This window comes from Pontixanthobacter sp. CEM42 (assembly GCF_017812015.1).
GTDB lineage: Bacteria > Pseudomonadota > Alphaproteobacteria > Sphingomonadales > Sphingomonadaceae > Pontixanthobacter.
This window is the reverse complement of sequence record NZ_JADQTN010000001.1, coordinates 2,026,362-2,043,580: the sequence shown is the minus strand read 5'-3', so window position 1 is coordinate 2,043,580 and position 17,219 is coordinate 2,026,362. Positions and strand designations below refer to the sequence as shown.

Annotated in this window: 10 protein-coding genes; 5 read left to right on the top strand and 5 right to left on the bottom strand. The window is 57.8% G+C overall.

Annotated features, from left to right (window positions below):
* The first annotated feature begins 51 nt into the window (after positions 1 to 51).
* Genes J9777_RS09665 through J9777_RS09645 form a run of 5 tightly spaced genes read left to right on the top strand, consistent with a single transcriptional unit; the run spans position 52 to position 9,811 of the window.
* On the top strand, positions 52 to 1,428 hold the full coding sequence (locus J9777_RS09665) for a multiheme c-type cytochrome (RefSeq protein ID WP_209348485.1): 1,377 nt from the start codon (positions 52 to 54) through the stop codon (positions 1,426 to 1,428).
* Positions 1,428 to 3,422, top strand: a complete 1,995-nt coding sequence (locus J9777_RS09660) for a heme-binding protein (protein WP_209348484.1) — start codon at positions 1,428 to 1,430, stop codon at positions 3,420 to 3,422. The genes J9777_RS09665 and J9777_RS09660 overlap by 1 nt, the downstream gene beginning before the upstream one ends.
* Positions 3,423 to 5,447: a hypothetical protein gene (locus J9777_RS09655; RefSeq protein ID WP_348631973.1), complete on the top strand. Its 2,025-nt coding sequence runs from the start codon at positions 3,423 to 3,425 to the stop codon at positions 5,445 to 5,447. It abuts the gene before it with no gap.
* Positions 5,448 to 5,452: 5 nt separating this feature from the next.
* Positions 5,453 to 9,514: a hypothetical protein gene (locus J9777_RS09650; RefSeq protein ID WP_209348685.1), complete on the top strand. Its 4,062-nt coding sequence runs from the start codon at positions 5,453 to 5,455 to the stop codon at positions 9,512 to 9,514.
* A 36-nt stretch (positions 9,515 to 9,550) separates the two neighbouring features.
* Entirely contained in the window at positions 9,551 to 9,811 is a 261-nt protein-coding gene (locus tag J9777_RS09645; RefSeq protein WP_209348483.1) for a hypothetical protein, read from the top strand.
* Between the two features lie 38 nt (positions 9,812 to 9,849).
* On the opposite strand, the gene J9777_RS09640 is transcribed toward J9777_RS09645, so the two are convergent.
* The 5 genes from J9777_RS09640 to J9777_RS09620 are packed head-to-tail and all read right to left on the bottom strand — an operon-like array spanning position 9,850 to position 17,098.
* On the bottom strand, positions 9,850 to 11,097 hold the full coding sequence (locus J9777_RS09640) for a divalent metal cation transporter (RefSeq protein WP_209348482.1): 1,248 nt from the start codon (positions 11,095 to 11,097) through the stop codon (positions 9,850 to 9,852).
* Positions 11,098 to 11,122: 25 nt separating this feature from the next.
* Complete coding sequence (locus J9777_RS09635; RefSeq protein WP_209348481.1) at positions 11,123 to 11,974, bottom strand: phosphodiesterase; 852 nt, start codon at positions 11,972 to 11,974, stop codon at positions 11,123 to 11,125.
* Between the two features lie 18 nt (positions 11,975 to 11,992).
* Positions 11,993 to 13,756: a cytochrome c3 family protein gene (locus J9777_RS09630; RefSeq protein WP_209348480.1), complete on the bottom strand. Its 1,764-nt coding sequence runs from the start codon at positions 13,754 to 13,756 to the stop codon at positions 11,993 to 11,995.
* A gap of 10 nt (positions 13,757 to 13,766) precedes the next feature.
* Positions 13,767 to 14,645 (bottom strand): hypothetical protein, encoded by an 879-nt coding sequence (locus J9777_RS09625; protein WP_209348479.1) that lies wholly within the window; start codon positions 14,643 to 14,645, stop codon positions 13,767 to 13,769.
* On the bottom strand, positions 14,645 to 17,098 hold the full coding sequence (locus J9777_RS09620; RefSeq protein ID WP_209348478.1) for an NAD(P)-binding domain-containing protein: 2,454 nt from the start codon (positions 17,096 to 17,098) through the stop codon (positions 14,645 to 14,647). Before J9777_RS09620 ends, J9777_RS09625 begins: the two co-directional genes overlap by 1 nt.
* Positions 17,099 to 17,219: the final 121 nt, after the last annotated feature.

Here is a 17,219-nt window from a genome sequence, read left to right as displayed (position 1 = left end):
CTTGCAGGACAGAGTTGATGTCTTAGGGTGCCGTCTTAGGGGAGGTGGTTCGTGACGCGAATCCGGGGAAAATTTATTGCGATAGCTGGCGCGCCATTGTTGGCCGCTGCGGCATTCCTCTCTGCGGGTAGTTCTCCCACCGATGCACAAACCCCTGGTAATGGCCAATATGAAGGCGTGGCGACTTGCGCTGGATCGACCTGCCATGGCCGCGCCGAAGGCAATGGCGAAGTCGTCCGCCAAGATGAAATTGCCAGTTGGCAAGAACCCTCATCTTCGACCGGCGCGCATAGCCGCGCTTATGCTGCATTGGCGTCTCCGCGCGGTCGCCAGATTGCAGCAAGTATGGGTATCGGTCCTGCGACCTCTGCCCCGCAATGCCTCGGCTGCCACGCGACTTATGTCCCCAAATCACAGCAAGGTGCGCGTTTTCAAGTGTCCGACGGTGTCGGGTGCGAAACGTGCCATGGTGCATCATCAAGCTGGCTCGCGGTCCACTATGCTGCGCCAGCAACGCATCAATCGAACGTCGCGGCTGGCCTGACGCCGCTGGAGCGTCCGCAAACGCGTGCGCGGGTTTGCCTCGATTGTCACTTCGGTAGTGCAGATGGAAACCAGTTTGTCAGCCATACGATGATGGCTGCCGGCCACCCGCGTGTGGCGTTCGAGCTCGACCTGTTTTCTGCATTGCAACAGCATCATGACGAAGATGCGGATTATATAGACCGCAAGGGTAAGACCGACAGCGTCCGCCTATGGGCGGTTGGTCAGGCAGAGGCGGTTCGCCGTTCCACTGATCTGTTCGCGCGCGAAGAATTTGGCACCGAAGGCGTATTCCCTGAATATTACTTCTATGACTGCCATTCTTGCCACCGCGCGATCACCGATGGTCCGCAGCGCAAGCTGACCTTTGAAACCAATCCGGGCCGCCCGATCCCGTTCGGTATGGCGCCTTATAATGATGAGAATATTATCATGCTGTCCGCAGTATCGCGTGCATTGGCACCAGGCCGCGCCGCTGCATTCGATAAGGCAAGCAAGGACTTCCACCGTGCGATGGGCAAAGGACGCGGTGCCGCAGTGCAGGCCGCGCAGGTGCTTCGCGGAGAAGCGGCAGCTTTGTCGAATAGCCTCGCTGGACGCGGCTATTCAGGTAATGACGCCTTCACGGTCGTACAGGCAATTTCGGACCGCACTACAAGCCCGCGTTTCACTGACTATGCCGGATCAGCGCAGGCGGTGATGGCGGTCGACACGTTGCTCAACGCTATGGTTCGCGACGGACGGATCACGACCGGTGCTGCGGCGGGTATTCGTGCCAATATCAACCGGGCTTACAGCGCTGTGCGCAGCCCCGGTACTTACAAGCCAGCGCAATTCCGCGATGCTCTCGGGCAAGCGACGCGCGCGATAGGAGCGTTGCGGTAATGGCGCGCAGGATCGGCACCTATTGGTGTTTGGCTGGTGCGCTTGCACTCGCAGCTTGTGGAGGCGGTGATAGCGGCCAGAACGCGCCGCCAACCGGTGGCACACCCGCGCCATCGCCCACACCTCCGCCGCAAGGGCGCTTGTTCGCCGATCCCGCTGCCGAGTTTCTTGCCGTGGGCGAAGTCCAGCAGATCATGGCGCAGGCCGTTGGAGAGGCGCAAGCAAGAGGTCTCGCCTCAACGATTGCAGTGACCGACCGGGTTGGAAACGTCCTTGGGGTATTCCAAATGACTGGCGCGCCGACGGTAACGACGCTCAGCAGCGAGACAATTGGCGGCACGACGGCCATGCCCATCGGTCTACAAGGCGCAGATGTCCCATCGACCACAGCAGCCATCGCAAAAGCGATTACGGGCGCGTATCTCTCTAGTGGAGGCAATGCCTTCTCGACCCGAACTGCCAGCCAGATTGTGCAGCAGCACTTCCCACCTGCGCCGACCACGGTTGGTTTGGAAAGCGGACCATTGTTCGGCGTGCAGTTCAGTCAATTGCCATGTTCGGACCTCAATGCGCGCTTCACTGGCGGTGGTGGTGCGGGCGCATTCATCGGACCAAAGCGTTCGCCACTTGGTCTAGCTGCCGATCCGGGCGGCTTCCCAATTTACAAGAACGGCGTCGTCGTTGGCGGTATAGGTATTGCCGGTGATGGCGATTACGGATTCGACAGTAATATTCTGGACCGTGACGCGGATGCCGAAGAGGCGATTGCGCTTGCAGGTATTCAGGGCTTTGCTCCACCGGTAGAGATCGCCGCTGACCGCATAACTGTAGACGGTACCAGCCTGCGCTTCACCGATGTAGCGGTTGGCGACTTGTCGCCGTTACAAACCAGCTTTGGTGCGATTAATGGACCGGCTGGCGGCTTGGTAGCTGTGACCGGTTATAGCAATGGCATGATCCAGCAAGGCGTTGCCTATGGCACCGAAGCATCCGGTATTCGGCAAAGCACAGCCGCTGAATTCACCAATCAAGACGCCTATGTCCTGACCAATGGGGCAGGCGCGGGACGTTTCCCGATCCGTGCAGGTACTGACGGGGCAAGCGTGGCCCAGCCGCTCAGCGCCGCTGAATCGCGCGCGATTTTGGAAGAGGCCTTTGCGGTGCTTTCCCGCTCTCGGGCGCAAATCCGCCGCCCGCTCGATAGCCGGATGCAGGCGACTGTTAGTCTGGTCGATACGCACGGGCAGGTGCTGGGCATTGTCCGCTCGCCCGATGGCCCGATTTTCGGAACCGATGTATCGCTGCAGAAAGCACGCACGGCTGCGTTCTTCTCCAATGCCGTGGCCGCGCAGCAATTGCTCGGTACGACAATATTCCCGGGCGTTGCGGACGTTCCTGCCTATGTGCCGCGCGTGCGCAATTTCCTGAATGACGCCAATGCGCTTACGGGCACGTTTGCTTTTGCGGATCGCTCAGGCGGGAACCTGTCGCGGCCTTATTTCCCTGATGGTGAAGTTGGCCCGATAGCGGGACCGCTCTCGGTAGAAGACCCGAACACATTCAGCCCCTTTGCGGTAGGCTTGCAAACGGATTTGATCGCCGTGAATATCGTTCAGCACCTCGGCTTCGTGCAGGGCGCAAATCCCGATACAGCCAATGAGTGCACCTTTGTGCCGGACGGCCCGGGCGGACAGAAGCGTATCGCCAATGGCATCCAGATATTCCCTGGATCGGTGCCCGTCTATCGCGGCAATCAGCTGGTCGGCGGGATCGGCGTTTCGGGTGATGGCATTGATCAGGATGACATGGTCAGCTTCCTTGGCCTGCACAATGCTGGCCAGCGCGTCGGCGGGATCAGCAATGCACCGGCAGCCATTCGCGCAGACCGGATTGTGGTGAACATCAATGGTGGATCGGTCCGGTTGCGCTACGTCAATTGTCCCTTCGCGCCGTTCCTCGATGATCCCGCTCAGAATGTCTGCGAGGGTCTATAAGTGAGCGTCGCTTTCGTTCTTCCTTTGATTTTGCAGGCAACCGGTCCTGCGGAGGAACCTGCGAGTCAGGCTGACTTCGCCGAGGTGTTTTCCGATCTCGCTCCGGTAACTCAAAAAGCGGATATGACTTCTGTTCGCCCTAAGAGCTTCGCAGAAGCTTTTGGTTCTCTGAGCGCCCGCACACTGTCGCTTGGCATGCAAACGCAGCCTGCTGAAACACGCCAAGTTCCGCACAAGACAGGACCTGATTCAGTCGAAGAGCCCGAAATTGAGGTCGAACCGCCCGCACCTCCGGCGGTTGATAATGAATCGATCGATGGACGGCGGCGTCCCGGTGTGACCGGCGAGTTGCCCGACAAGATCGATCAGACCAATGAGGGCGCGTTTCGCACGCCGCCTCCCGAAGCGTTCCCGACCGACCAACTTCCGATCCCCGACCGCTGGCGGCTGATTGAGTCGCTCGGGCTGGTGAAGGAGAAGTGGTGGGACCCGTACAACCAGAACACTTATAAAGGTGATCGCCCGATTAATCGCGAGAAGGTTCCATGGCTGCCGATTAATGGCGATGACTGGTTCTTCGTCGCCAATGTGATCAGCGATACGGTGGTTGAACCGCGCACGTTCCCGATCCCGGTCGGCGTGCAGACTACCGAAGACCCGGATCGCCTCGATGTTTTTGGCAATGAAGGCAGCTTGGTCCTGTCGCAGACTTTCCTGACCGGCTTTGCGCTGCTCAAAGGCAACACCGCTTATAAGCCTCCAGACGTGGAATACCGCGCGACGCTCGCGTTCAACGTGAACCATGTCGATGTGCCCGAGAAGCGCGTGCTGTTTGTAGAACCAAGCAAGGGCAGCAGCCGGACTGACTATTTCGTCGGCGTGCAGGAACTGTTTTTCGACTATCACATCCGCAACACATCCGACCGCTATGATTTCGACAGCTTCCGGATCGGCATCCAACCGTTTCAGGCCGATTTTCGCGGTTTCCTGTTTCAGGATCAGCAGCTGGGTCTGCGCTTCTTTGGTACGCGCGACAATAACCGCTTCCAATATAATGTCGCGGCCTTCTGGCGATTGGAGAAAGACACCAATAGCGGCCTGAATGCCGTTACCCAGACCCCGCGTAACGACTTCCTGTTTATCGCCAACGCATACCGGCAGGATTTCCTGATACCGGCGCTGACCAGCCAGATTACCGTCGCTTACAACCGCAACCGTGAAGCTGACGATATCCAGATCGACGATAATGGTTTTCCGGTCCGTCCCGCTTTGCTCGGCAATTTGCGAGGGCGCGAATATGATGCGTTCTATGTCGGCTATAACGCCGACGGGCGAGTGGGCCGGATCAACATCACCGCGAGCGCTTACGGTGTGTTTGGCGAAGATCGGAACAGCTTTTTCACGGATCGCCCTGCCGACATCCGGGCCTTTTTCGCTGCAGCAGAGCTGAGCTATGACCGCGACTGGGCACGCTTCCGCCTGTCGGGAGCCTATGCCAGCGGCGATGACGATCCTTATGATGATGTCGAGGGCGGCTACGATGCGGTGTTCGAAAACCCGATCTTCGCGGGTGCTGATACGTCCTATTGGATACGTCAAACCATCCCGTTTGCCGGGGGCGGACGCGCGGTGTCTGTCAACAATCGTAATGGTCTTCTGAATTCGCTGCGCCCCTCGAAAGAGCAGGGCCAATCAAACTTCAACAATCCGGGCCTGATGCTGGTCGGTGCCGGTGCGGATTTTGATCTGACGCCAGAGTTTCGCCTTTCCGCTAACGCCAATCATTTATGGTTCGAGAATACCTCTTCGCTGGAAGCGCTACGCAACGAAGGCAGCATCCCCAAAGAGATTGGTTTCGACCTTTCTGCCGCTGCAATCTGGAGGCCCAGTGCAATTCAGAACGTTGTGTTCCGCCTCTCCGGTGCGGCGCTGGTGTCCGGCAAGGGCTTCGATGATCTGTTCGACAATCTGGGCAATACGGGAACGTACTATTCTGTGCTCGCAAATGTGATCCTGACTTACTGATGCGTATGATCCGCCTTTTGACCTTGATGTCCGCTTTCCTGATGGCCGGGATTGCGATGCTGTTTGGCGGCAATCAAACGCAGGCGGCATCGGGCGAGAAGCCGGTCAATCGTGACTATAGCGCAGTGCTTGCCGCGCCTGCACCCGCGCAGCAGACGCTCGAAGAGATGATGGCGAAGTCGGATGGTTGCTATTCCTGCCATACGCAGACTGACGCCCCCACAATGCACACCACTCCTGCGGTTCGGCTTGGCTGTGTCGATTGCCATGGGGGCAACCCGAAAGTGCAAGGTAATAGCGAGCTGGACCATGACGATCCGGCTTACGTAGCGGCGCGCGAAAAAGCGCATGTCCTACCGAAATACCCCAGCAGCTGGCACTATCCGTCATCGGCCAACCCGAAGCGCACATATACGCTGCTCAACAAGGAATCGCCCGAGTTCGTCAAATTCGTGAACCCCAGCGATTACCGCGTGGCGCGCGAAGCGTGCGGTTCGTGTCACTTGGATGTGATTGAGGCAGGCGAGCGTTCGCTCATGGCAACTGGCGCAATGCTGTGGGGCGGGGCGTCCTATAATAATGGTATCGCACCTTATAAGAACTACATCTTTGGAGAGGCGTTCACCCGCGATGGTAAGCCAGCGAAACTGGTTTCACCCGGCGCGCCTCCGGGTACTCTGACTGAGAACCAGAAGAAGCGCGGTGCGCTCGCCGAACTCTACCCTCTGCCGACATGGCAAGTGATCCCGCCGGGTGATGTGTTCCGGGTGTTCGAACGCGGCGGGCGCACGATCAACTCGCAATTCCCCGAGATTGGCTTGCCCAACCCGACAGGCTCTATCCAGCGCCTCGAAGAGCCCGGACGGCCTGATCTGAAGCAGTCCAATCGCGGCATGGGCACTGGCCTGCGCGTGGCAATTCCGGTGCTCAACATCCACAAAACGCGCCTCAACGATCCGTTTATGTGGTTCATGGGCACTAACGATCAACCTGGCGACTACCGCCATTCAGGCTGCGCATCATGCCATGTGGTTTACGCCAATGACCGCGAACCGCGTCACAGCTCGATCTACGCTAAATACGGGCGCGACGGGCAGACAATTACCGTCGATCCGACCATTGCGAACAAGATGGAACCCGGGCACGACGAGTATGGTCATGGCGGTAAAGACGATGGCCATGCTGGCGTAAAACAGCCGGGCGATAGTCATAAAGAGAAACCGCCGGTGAAAGAGAAGGGGCACCCTCTCCAGCATGTCTTCACGCGCTCCATCCCAACAGCGCAGTGCATGAATTGCCACATGCACCAGCCCAATATCTTCCTGAATTCCTATCTCGGCTACACGATGTGGGATTACGAATCCGACGCGCCAGCGATGTGGCCGGAGAAGCAGAAATATCCGACCGCCGAGGAAGTGCACAAAGTTTTGGAACGCAATCCCGAGGGAGCGTCTCCCAAAGGCAAATGGGCTGATCTCGATTTCACGCGTAACCTGTATGATCTGAACAAGGATCTGAAAGACACGCAATTCGCCGACTATCATGGCCACGGGTGGAATTTCCGTGGCATCTTCAAGCGCGACCGCGAGGGCAATCTGCTCGACAAAGACGGCAATATTGTTGCCAATGACGATCCGGAGAAATGGCGTAAGGAAGGCGAAGGCAAGTTCGTCGAACCTGGTGTGAACCCAGGCAAGGCTGTGCATTTGATGAGCATTCACGCCGAGGTCGGAATGCAATGCGCCGATTGTCACTACGCGCAGGACAGTCATGGCAACGGCATGATCTATGGCGAGGTCGCAAACGCCATCGAGATCGGCTGTAAGGACTGCCATGGCACGGCAGACGCTTATCCAACGCTCCGCACCAGCGGCCCTGCTGCGCCGCCAAAGGGCAGCGATCTGTCGCTGCTCCGAAACCCCGATGGCAAGCGCCGTTTCGAATGGACTTATGATAATTTGGGCCAACGCACATTGACACAGCGTTCCATCGTCGATCCGTCGCTCGAATGGAAAGTCAGCCTGACCAAAGACAGCGTCGACAACACGTCACCCCACTTCAATGCCAAATCGGCGCGCGCAAAGCTGATGTCGAAAGCGGGCGCGGAAACAGGCAAGTTTGAATTTGGCACAGGTATCACGGTAGGTGACCGCGCCCACGAAGATGAGGAGATGGCCTGCTTCACTTGCCACCTGAGCTGGACGACCAGTTGTGGCGGCTGTCACTTGCCAATTGAAGCCAACTGGAAGACTGAGGATCACCATTACGAGAATGGCGAGACGCGGAATTTCGCGACGTACAATCCGCAGGTTGCGCGCGACCAGATGTTCCAACTCGGCAAGCACCAGACCACCAAAGGCAATCAGGTTGCGCCGGTTCGTTCGACTTCGGCGCTGGTGCTGTCATCGACCAATATCAACCGTGAGCGCATCTATGTGCAGCAGCCGCCAATCTCTGCCATCGGGTTCAGTTCGCAAGCCTTCGCACCGCATTTCCCGCATACGGTACGGATGACAGAGACCAAGCAATGCTCCGATTGTCACTTGGCCGAGGCAGAGGATAACAATGCGATTATGTCGCAGCTGCTGCTGCTCGGTACGAACTATGTGAACTTCGTCGGGATGAATGCGTGGACTGGCCTTGAAGGCGGGTTCGAGGCTGTACGCGTGACCGAATGGGACGAACCGCAAGCTGTGCTCGGGTCCTATCTGCACAAATATGCTTATCCTGATTATTACAAGCAATTCGTCGACGATAATGGGCGCGAGCTAAAAGATTGGGTGCGCGGGGAAGCTTTCGATGAGGACCTTTCCGGCGAAACCAAACCGTTCGAAGAATTCGCCAATGTGCATGAGGGCACCAGCGATCGTGTCGGCTGCTTGCAGATGCGCGGCGAGTATATGTTCGTGGCAGAGGGCAAAGGCGGCTTCCGTGTCTATGACATCGCCTCCATTGGCAATAAGGGTATTTCGGAACGGATCATCACTGCGCCGTTCAGCAGCCTTGGCCATGACACACATGTGAGCAGCACCAACGCGACTTGCATGGCGCTCGCGACCAATCAGCCGATCAATCCGCTGCGCAATACCGAGCAGATGCGCGCAATGAATGAGGAACAGCCGTTCCTGCCGATTTATGAATATGCGGTGGTGACCGACGCAGTGGAGGGCCTGATCCTCGTCAACGTCAACACCATGGCTGATGGCGAATTCCGCAACAACAAGCTTAGCCGCCTACAATTCGCCGATGGCTCGAAAGCATGGAATGAAGGCGGGGTTCTTACTGGAGCGCGACATGTGCATCTGGCGGGCGAGATTGCCTATATCACGTCGGATCGGGGGCTGGTTGTGGTTGATCTGGCAGATCCGAAAAACCCGCAAATTGCCGCAGTTCGCGAGATGAATGATGCGCGCGCATCGGCAATCCAGTTCCGCTATCTGTGGGTGACCGATGCAGAGGGCGTGAAGCTTTTCGACGTCACCAATCTGCGCAATCCGGTACTGCGACCCGAAGGCACTGTACAGCTGGCCAATGCCCAACGTGTCTATCTCGCGCGGACTTACGCCTATGTCGCGGCGAAACAGGATGGTCTGGTGATCGTTGACATCACCAAGCCGATGGCACCGAAAATCTACAAAAAGGAAACGCTTGGCGGCACGCTGAATGATGCCGAGGATGTGATCGTCGGATCAACCAATGCGTCCCTGTTCGCCTATGTTGCAGACGGGGTGAACGGGATGAAAGTACTGCAACTGACATCGCCTGACAGCCAGCCCAATTTCTACGGCTTCAGTCCAGCGCCGATGCCCGAACTGGTCGCATGGGCGAAGACCAAGTCGCCTGCGATATCGCTCTCCAAAGGCCTCGACCGTGACCGTGCGGTGGATGAAACCGGCGGACAGATGGCCGTCTTCGGCCGCTTAGGCTCCCGCCCATTCACCCGCGAGGAGATGGAACGGCTGTTCCTGACCGGCGGCGGCGCGCCGTGGAAGGTGAGGGACGAGCCAGATATGCGGGCGTGGATCGGACGTCGCTTCAGCCGCGAAGAACCGGCGATGGGGCAGTAGGTTTGCTCTGTGTATTTGATAGCGTTCGCTTTTCCGATGGCTGCCGCGATTTCTCTCTGGCTTACCCAAGACCGGCTTAGAGATTTGCTGCATTCACGGCATGGAATACGCCCAGCACCGGACAATCCATGGAACGATCCCTTTGCTGATCTGACGAAAATGTTGCGTAGCGGGAGCTACAGAGATCTTGCCGATAAAGAAATTGATCGCGCGTTTCGAAAGCTGCGGCTTAACTTCTGGTTCGCCTATGCTTGTTTCGGTGGCTTCGGCGCATTTGCGGTTTTCAATGCTAGCTGATGTTCGCTCACGCTGGACTACCCTTTGGCAATATGCGTTCAACCAGCCTTTAGCACGAAGAACATTACCGACATCGCGGTCATAACCACTATGCCGGTCAGGCTAAGCAATCGCATCGCTCTGCTGGGGCGATGCTCTTCCGGCATTTCGCAGCGTGTGATTACGAGATGGTTGAGCAGCGCGGTTCCGGGGGTAAGAACGAAGAAGATTGAGGTGACGAGATCGATGAAGTCGGCAAAATTGTCCTTCATCGCGATTAGCGCTCCGACACAGAGAACTGCCAACAGTACAAGAAAGAAAGCATATTGGCGGTTGCTGGCCCTACCACCGACATTGCCCTGATATTCTTGATAAAGCGCGCCAATTCCGCGTGCGGCTCCGTCGAACGATGCGACCATCGTCGTGACCATAACGCAAAATGCTGCAATCGCCGCCAGATAGGCCGGGATCGGACCGAGAGTTTCCTTGTAGAGATTGATGATCTGAGTTGCGAGTTCTGCGGCTCCGCTTTCCGGAGTAACGCCGCCCGAATGCATGACGCCGGCGCCCATGATGCAAAAGCAGATCGCTAGAAAGGTTGTCAGCGCATAGGCGGAGAGAAAGCCATTCCGCATGGTGCCCATTGGCAGTCGATCACTGTCCGCCTCGTCCTCTTGTGACTTGAGCGTCCAAATGGAGATATCGACCGACTGGCCGATAGCACTTGGCATAAAGCCGGCAAGTGCAACGACGAACAGCAGCGCGAGCGGGTCCATCGTCCATTCAAAACTTACCGCGCTTGCCCAGTTTACGCGGGGTAACGCGAGCGCGGCGGCCGTAACTGTCGCAAGCGAAAGAAACGCTATCAGAAATTTGCTCAGGTGGTCGAGCCAGCCATATCCGCCAACGAGCAGCATCAGGATTGTTGCCCCAATAACGATCACTACCAGAGCGAGGAATGGCAGCTCGACGCCAGTGAGGGCCGCAAGGATCGCTGCTGTTGTCGCGCTGACCGCAGCGAGGCCGATTGGAGAAACGGACAAAGCCATCGCAGCAACCAGCAACACCAACCAAGGCGCAAGTTCGCGATAGCCGCCGATTAGTGTCTTACGCGTGGCGTGCGCATAATCCATACCGAACCGGAAGGCTGGGTATTTGAGCAAATTTATCAGGATGATCACGCCAACCAGCGCCAGCCCGAACATCGCGCCGGCTCTGGTGGATTGAACGAGATGAGACACGCCGATTGCAGCGCCGGAGAATATTATTCCCGGGCCAGCGGCCCGCTGCCAAGCGCGGAAATCCATATGCCCTCCTGTACAGTGCTTGGCCTCACTCCCGCTCGGCAAACATCTCTTTGATCATACCCTGAAGATTGGCGTCATACTTCGCCAGCACCTGCCAGTCCCACACACGTTCGTAGTGAGTGACGAGCTCGCCATTGTCCCAGCGGTGGAGGGCGTAAGTCGGAGATTCTGTCGTAATAAGATCGCGATTGTCGGGCGTTTCGGGATCGATTGGACGCAGGTCCATGGCCACCAGCGGTGCGACTGATGGGGTGACGCTCAGCAATTTGCCTTCGACGGTAGCGTTGATCTGGCGGTGCAGGTGTCCGCAATGGATCGCGCGAACTTGGTCATGGCCTCGGATAGCTTCGGCAAAGCGGAGCATCCATGGCTCATCCGCGCCAGGGTCCATCCAGCCAATACCCGAGACAACCGGCGGGTGATGCATAAAGATCAGCGTCGGCGTTTCGGGATGAGCGTTAAGCTCTGCACTTAACCATGCCGCGCGTTTTTCGCAGAATGCGCCGCCGTGGCGGCCCTCTTCCAATGAGTCGAGAAACAGGATGCGCAGGCCGTCTTGCTCGACCGCGTATTGAATGAAGCCATCCGCATCGACCGGCGTGTCGGGGAAAGCGTGCAGCAGTCCCTCGCGCGTATCGTGATTGCCAACGATGGAATAGATCGGCATCGGGCAGGCCTCGAGTAACTCAGCGGTCTTCTCAAAACTATCCTTGTCACCGTGATCGGTAAGATCTCCGGTCAGCACCAACATATCCGCCTGATTGGGGCCGTTTAGCAGCCGGTCGAGGGTCATGCGGAAGCGAATCCGGTTCAGCTCCTCCGGCTTTGCTGCCGGGTCGAAGCCGATATGGATATCGGTCATCTGCGCAATCAGCATGTGATCCCTTCCATCACGCTACTCCGGTTTCCGGCTCATCAGCGCGACTGTGTCTTTTGTGGGCGATTTCTCCTCGCCCGGCAAGGTAGCGCCTTTCGGGTGGTAAGAGTGGCACATCGCGCAGCTCGATGGCACCTCCGCTTCCTTCGCGTCTTGCCCAAGGTGGCAATCGCGGCAAATTGCGATGCCGGGCAGCAGCAAGTCTTCGGATGTCTTCGATGTCTCTGCCTTATGGCAGGTGCTGCATTTTTCCTGTTCGTGTTCCTTGTGGTCGAACCAGCCATTGAGCAGGTAATTGTCGCGCAGATGCACAGGCACGACATCGGCTTTGCCATTATTGGTCGTCGGGATGTGGCATTCGCCGCACACGCCATCGCTGGCGAGTGCGCGATTGATCGCGATATAGGATCGCGCAGGACGGCCGAAGTTCTGATAGTAAAGCCCGCCGCGCGCATATTCGCCGGGGCGCTTGCGGCCGACAGGAGCAGCAGAGCGGCGCGGGGCGCGGTCCATCGCACGCAGATCGGCGCGCATCTGGTCGACATCACCATGCCGCAACGAGCGGAAAGTTGTGCCAACGCGGTCATAGACGAGGCTGTGACAGCTCTCGCAATCCTCCTCCATATTCACCGGCAGGAAGCCTTCTTTGTCCGATGTCGGTGTGTGGCAATCTGCACAGACGAGCGAATTGCCATAGCCTTGCTTGGCACCGATATTGCGCGCCATCCGCGCAACGCCGCCGCTTTTGTCCATGTGCATGTCGTGCGGGAATTTCAGGCCGTGCTGTTCTTGCGGTTTATCTGCCAGCGATATCCGCGCGGTCTCTTCGCTACCCAATTGCGGATGGTAGATCGCTTTGAATTGCGGGTGTGCGTCGCCAAAGTCTGCCGCGTTTTCCAGCTTGGTGTCGGTTAGACGCTCATCCATTCCGTCATGGCACTCGCTGCAAAATTGCTGGGCGGTCGGCTCCATCCGGCCCGCGCCTTCATGCTCGGTATGGCAAGTGGTGCAAGAGCCGGGGCCTTCTTTGCCGAACATGCCAGCGACTTTCCACTGGAACTCGTCGCCCGCTGACATTGGCCCGCGTCCGGTCAGTTGCCGGTCAATTTCGGCATGGTCACCAATCGCTTCGTGGCAAGTCAGGCAGGTCTCGTCGCGAACCGATTCAAATGGTTTGACGTGGCATGCCTCACAATTGTCCTCCAGCCCGTGATGGGCCAGGCTGAGCGCGCCAGTGCTCCAACTCGCATCCATCATAGTGTGGCCGGTGCGGTCATAGTCGGGTTCTGCGGGATCACGGTTCAGATGCGTGTAAATCGGCACGATAAGGAAGGCGAATAAGATGACGCCAAGCCCGATCCACGCCATCACACGCTTGCTGGGCAGGGCAGATCCAAGCGCGAAGCCCTTGACGTCGTCAACGTCCTCGCCATGCTCTGCCGTCTTGCTGATCGTAATGGACGCAGGCGCGTCAGGATCGCGTGAGAAGGCCAGTCGGTAACCGCCGAAACCAAGTTCCGCGCCCTTGGCCGGATCGAAGCTGGTGGAGGTGGTGGTCTTGCCATCATGCGTAAAACCAAGCGTGCCGACCGCCTCAGCAAGTATAGTGCCATCATCATTGCTGGTCAGAGTGGCATGTTGCTGTTCGACCGCGAGGTCCGGCAGATGGATATCGCTTTCGGAAGCACGCCCGATAGTCAGGCTGCTCTGCTCGACTTCGCGGTCGCGGACAATTTCGCGTCCGCTGGCGGTGAAATCGATGGTGCGGATAAGGAAAGTCATGTGCCGCCCCTCACCAATAATAGAACACGCTGATGATATGCGCGGCGAGGGCCGCGATCAGCGCAATGGTTGCGGGAACATGGATGAACAGCCACACTTCGAGCAGCGCACGGTAGCGCATGTGGCGGCGGATTTGGCCAAGTTGAGCCTTGCGGCGACCGAGCAACGCAGAGACTTTCTCCTCTGCCTTGTTGATCGAGCCGGCAGGGAAAGAATTTTGCGCGCGCGCAGTTGCGCAGCGCGGATAGGTGCCAGTGAGGCGTGCCAAGAAACCGGCTTTGAAAACGTCCTGACCCAACGCGGCAATCACTGCGTCCGCCTCTCCCCGATCGAGTGGTTGGGCGGCGGTTTCGAGTTGGCGATCAATCGCGGCAAGCGCTTCCACCATCTGCCCACGGGTCATCTCGCGCGCGTTATTGCTGAGTGAGCGGGGTAGCGTGGCATAGGCTGAAATGCCGTAAATGCCCGATATAACCACCAGCATCATCAGCGCCCAAGCGAGCGTGTGGACATTCCAGCCAAGCTGGAAGCCGGTGTGCATCGTCCCGATCACAATCAGCGCAAGGCCAAGATAGACATGCGCGCTGGTCCACGCTTTCAGGCTCCACCGGCCGGGGCTCATATTGCGTTTGCGGATGCCGAGCAGGGAGAGCCAGACAATCAGGAGAGCCCCAATTGTTCCGAGCGTATAACCGTACCAAGTACCGCCATTGTGGCGCGGCTCTACATCGACGAGGAAGTAGGACACGATAACGATCAGACACAATGCGACCGACACTTTCAGCCAGCGCATCCGCTTGTGACTGAGGAAACTCTCATGATCGGTATCGCGGCGCTTCTCGGCGCGTTCAAAGTTGGCACTGCCTGAATTTTTTGCTGAGGAGGCCATCAGTCGACATCCTCCACCAGCTTGGTGAAGGTCAGGAACTTCTCGGGTGCCACGCGGATTGCGGCACCAGTCGGGCAAGCACGCACACATGCTGGACCGCCATCAATTCCGGCGCACATATCGCATTTGATCGCTTGCTTAGCCTGCTCAAGTCCTTTCTTCTCCGCGGTTTTTTTGCGCCAGCTATAGCTTGCTTCGCCGGGGCCGGGGCCTGCGCCGAATAGCAGCCACGACAGCAGCGACGGTTTCTTAGGCGGTTTGGGATCCATCCGGATCACGCCATAGGGACAATTGCGCTGACAATTGCCGCAGCCGATGCAGGTTTCATCGATGAACACTTCGCCATCGGGGCCACGTTTAATTGCGTTAGGTGGGCAATCGGCCATGCAATGCGGGTGTTCGCAATGGCGGCAGGATGTCGGAACGTGAAGATGTGCATAGGTCCGGCCTGCCTCGCGGTCGAGGCGGCTCAGGCCTTCATGGCTGTCGGCGCAGGCTTTCTCGCAATTGTCGCAGCCGACACAAAGCGTTTCGTCGATCAGCAACACATCGGTGGCTTCGCCGATCCCGTTGTCGATCAGGAATTTGGCGGTTTCCGAATACATGTCGACCGCGCCGCTGAAGCTCTCTTTGCGCTCTTCCACGAAGGAATTGACCTGCCGTCGCGATGCCATGTCGTTCAGAGCTCGCTCGCGCAGCGCCGGGTTCTTTTCCATCAGTCTGAGGAATGCGTCGCCCGGGAACTTCACGACTTCGGATTTGATCGCGGCTTTGACGGTGGCGGTACGCTTGCTGCCGTCGATCACAGCCATTTCGCCGAAATAGGAGCCTGCCGGGAGATAGGAGAGGAAGATAGGTTTGCCGCCGAGGTTCTTCTCGACGATCATTGAGCCTTGCTGGATGACGAAGATGTCTTTGTCATCGCCGCCTTCTTCCACGACATTCTGGCCCGCGCGGATTTCGACAACTTCGGCGGCTTCAACCAGCTCAGCGACGTCTTCCTTCGTCAGGCCCGAGCCAAACATTTGCAGCAATTGTCGTTCAATCGTGATGCGGTTGACCGCGCGGCCAGCGCTGGGGACGGTTGCAATAAGTTTGAGTGCGGCGGTACGGGAGAGTTCCAGCGTAACTGCCGGTTCGGCAGCGCGGATCGTCGAGCCGCGGCGACGGCCAGAAATCAGGCCAACTTCGCCGAAGATAGAGCCTTGTTCGATGGGGACTGTAATCGAACTGTCATCCGGATTGACCTCGACCAGTACCGATCCTTCGGCGATGCAGAACATCGACGATCCCGGGTCATTGCGCACGAAAATCATGTCGTGGCTATCGAACGCCGCGACATCACTATCGAGCATCAATTCGCGCATTTGCAGCGGCGACAATTCGTTCAGGATGACGATATTGTTGCGGAAAATTTCGAGCCATTCGTCGACGCTGCGATTGCCAGGCAGGGCGGCGAATTTTTCTGCAAGGATCGGCTCGTCCGCAGGCTTCAGATCGTGGTTCCCATTAAGGAACTCGATCACATCATAGCCTTGGTTCATGCAGTGCTTGATCAGCGGATAGCCGGCCAATGCGCCGATGACATGAATGCCTGATTTGGTTGTTTCAAAGCTAGGCGTCAGCTTGGGAAAGGCGCTGCGTTCCTCGCTCGTGAACTCAATCCCGCAGCCTTCGACGAAACCACGCGGAGGCTGGGAACCAGTCCGTGCGATAATCCGGTCGCAGGGAATAGTTTCGGCGCCATCGCGCGTTTCCAATACCAACTCAGCGTCGCGCACTTCGCTGGGATTGGTTTCGCGCCGGACAGAAATGCGCCCTTCGCGCTCTGCCTCTTCCAGCAGCGCCACGTTAGCGGGCTTGGCACGGGCAAATTCTGCGCGTCGGTTGAGGATTGAGACAACATTACGCTGCGCCGGGTCAGCCGCGAGACCCAATGCGTTCTCAATTCCTGCATCGCCCGAACCGACCACCGTTATGTGCTCGTCAAAATACTCGCCCGGATCGTCCAGCTGATATTGGATCAGTGGCAAGTCAGAGCCGGGACAACGAAGCTTGTTCGGATTGCCCTGCGTGCCAATGGCCATAACCACTGCTTCGGCCTGTATGGTGTCGCCGCCTTTCAACTCGATTTTGAAGTTGCCGGTTTCACCAGTTATCGCGGTGACTTCCGAATTCAGCCGCACATTGACTTTGTGCTCCTCAATTTGGGTGTCCCACGTGTCGAGAATGAACTCACGCTTGCCGGCGTCGAAATCGATATCGCTGCGCAGCACCAGATTGCTGGGCGTCGCCATGACATGCTTGCCCTTCTGGTATTTGAAAATCGTGTCAGAGAGGTGATCGGTCTTTTCGATCAGGATATGCGGCATGCCCAGCTCTGCCGCATGCGCAGCAGCCGAGAGGCCCGCTGGCCCCGACCCGACAATCGCTACGCGGTAGTGCTCCGACATCCATCCCCCCGATGATGGTGCGACCCTATCATCGTCCTCGGTTGATAATAGGCAAATCACGACAAATCACCAGTATGAATTGGCAGTATCAATTGCCGACGAATTTCAGCGCTGCTAGCCA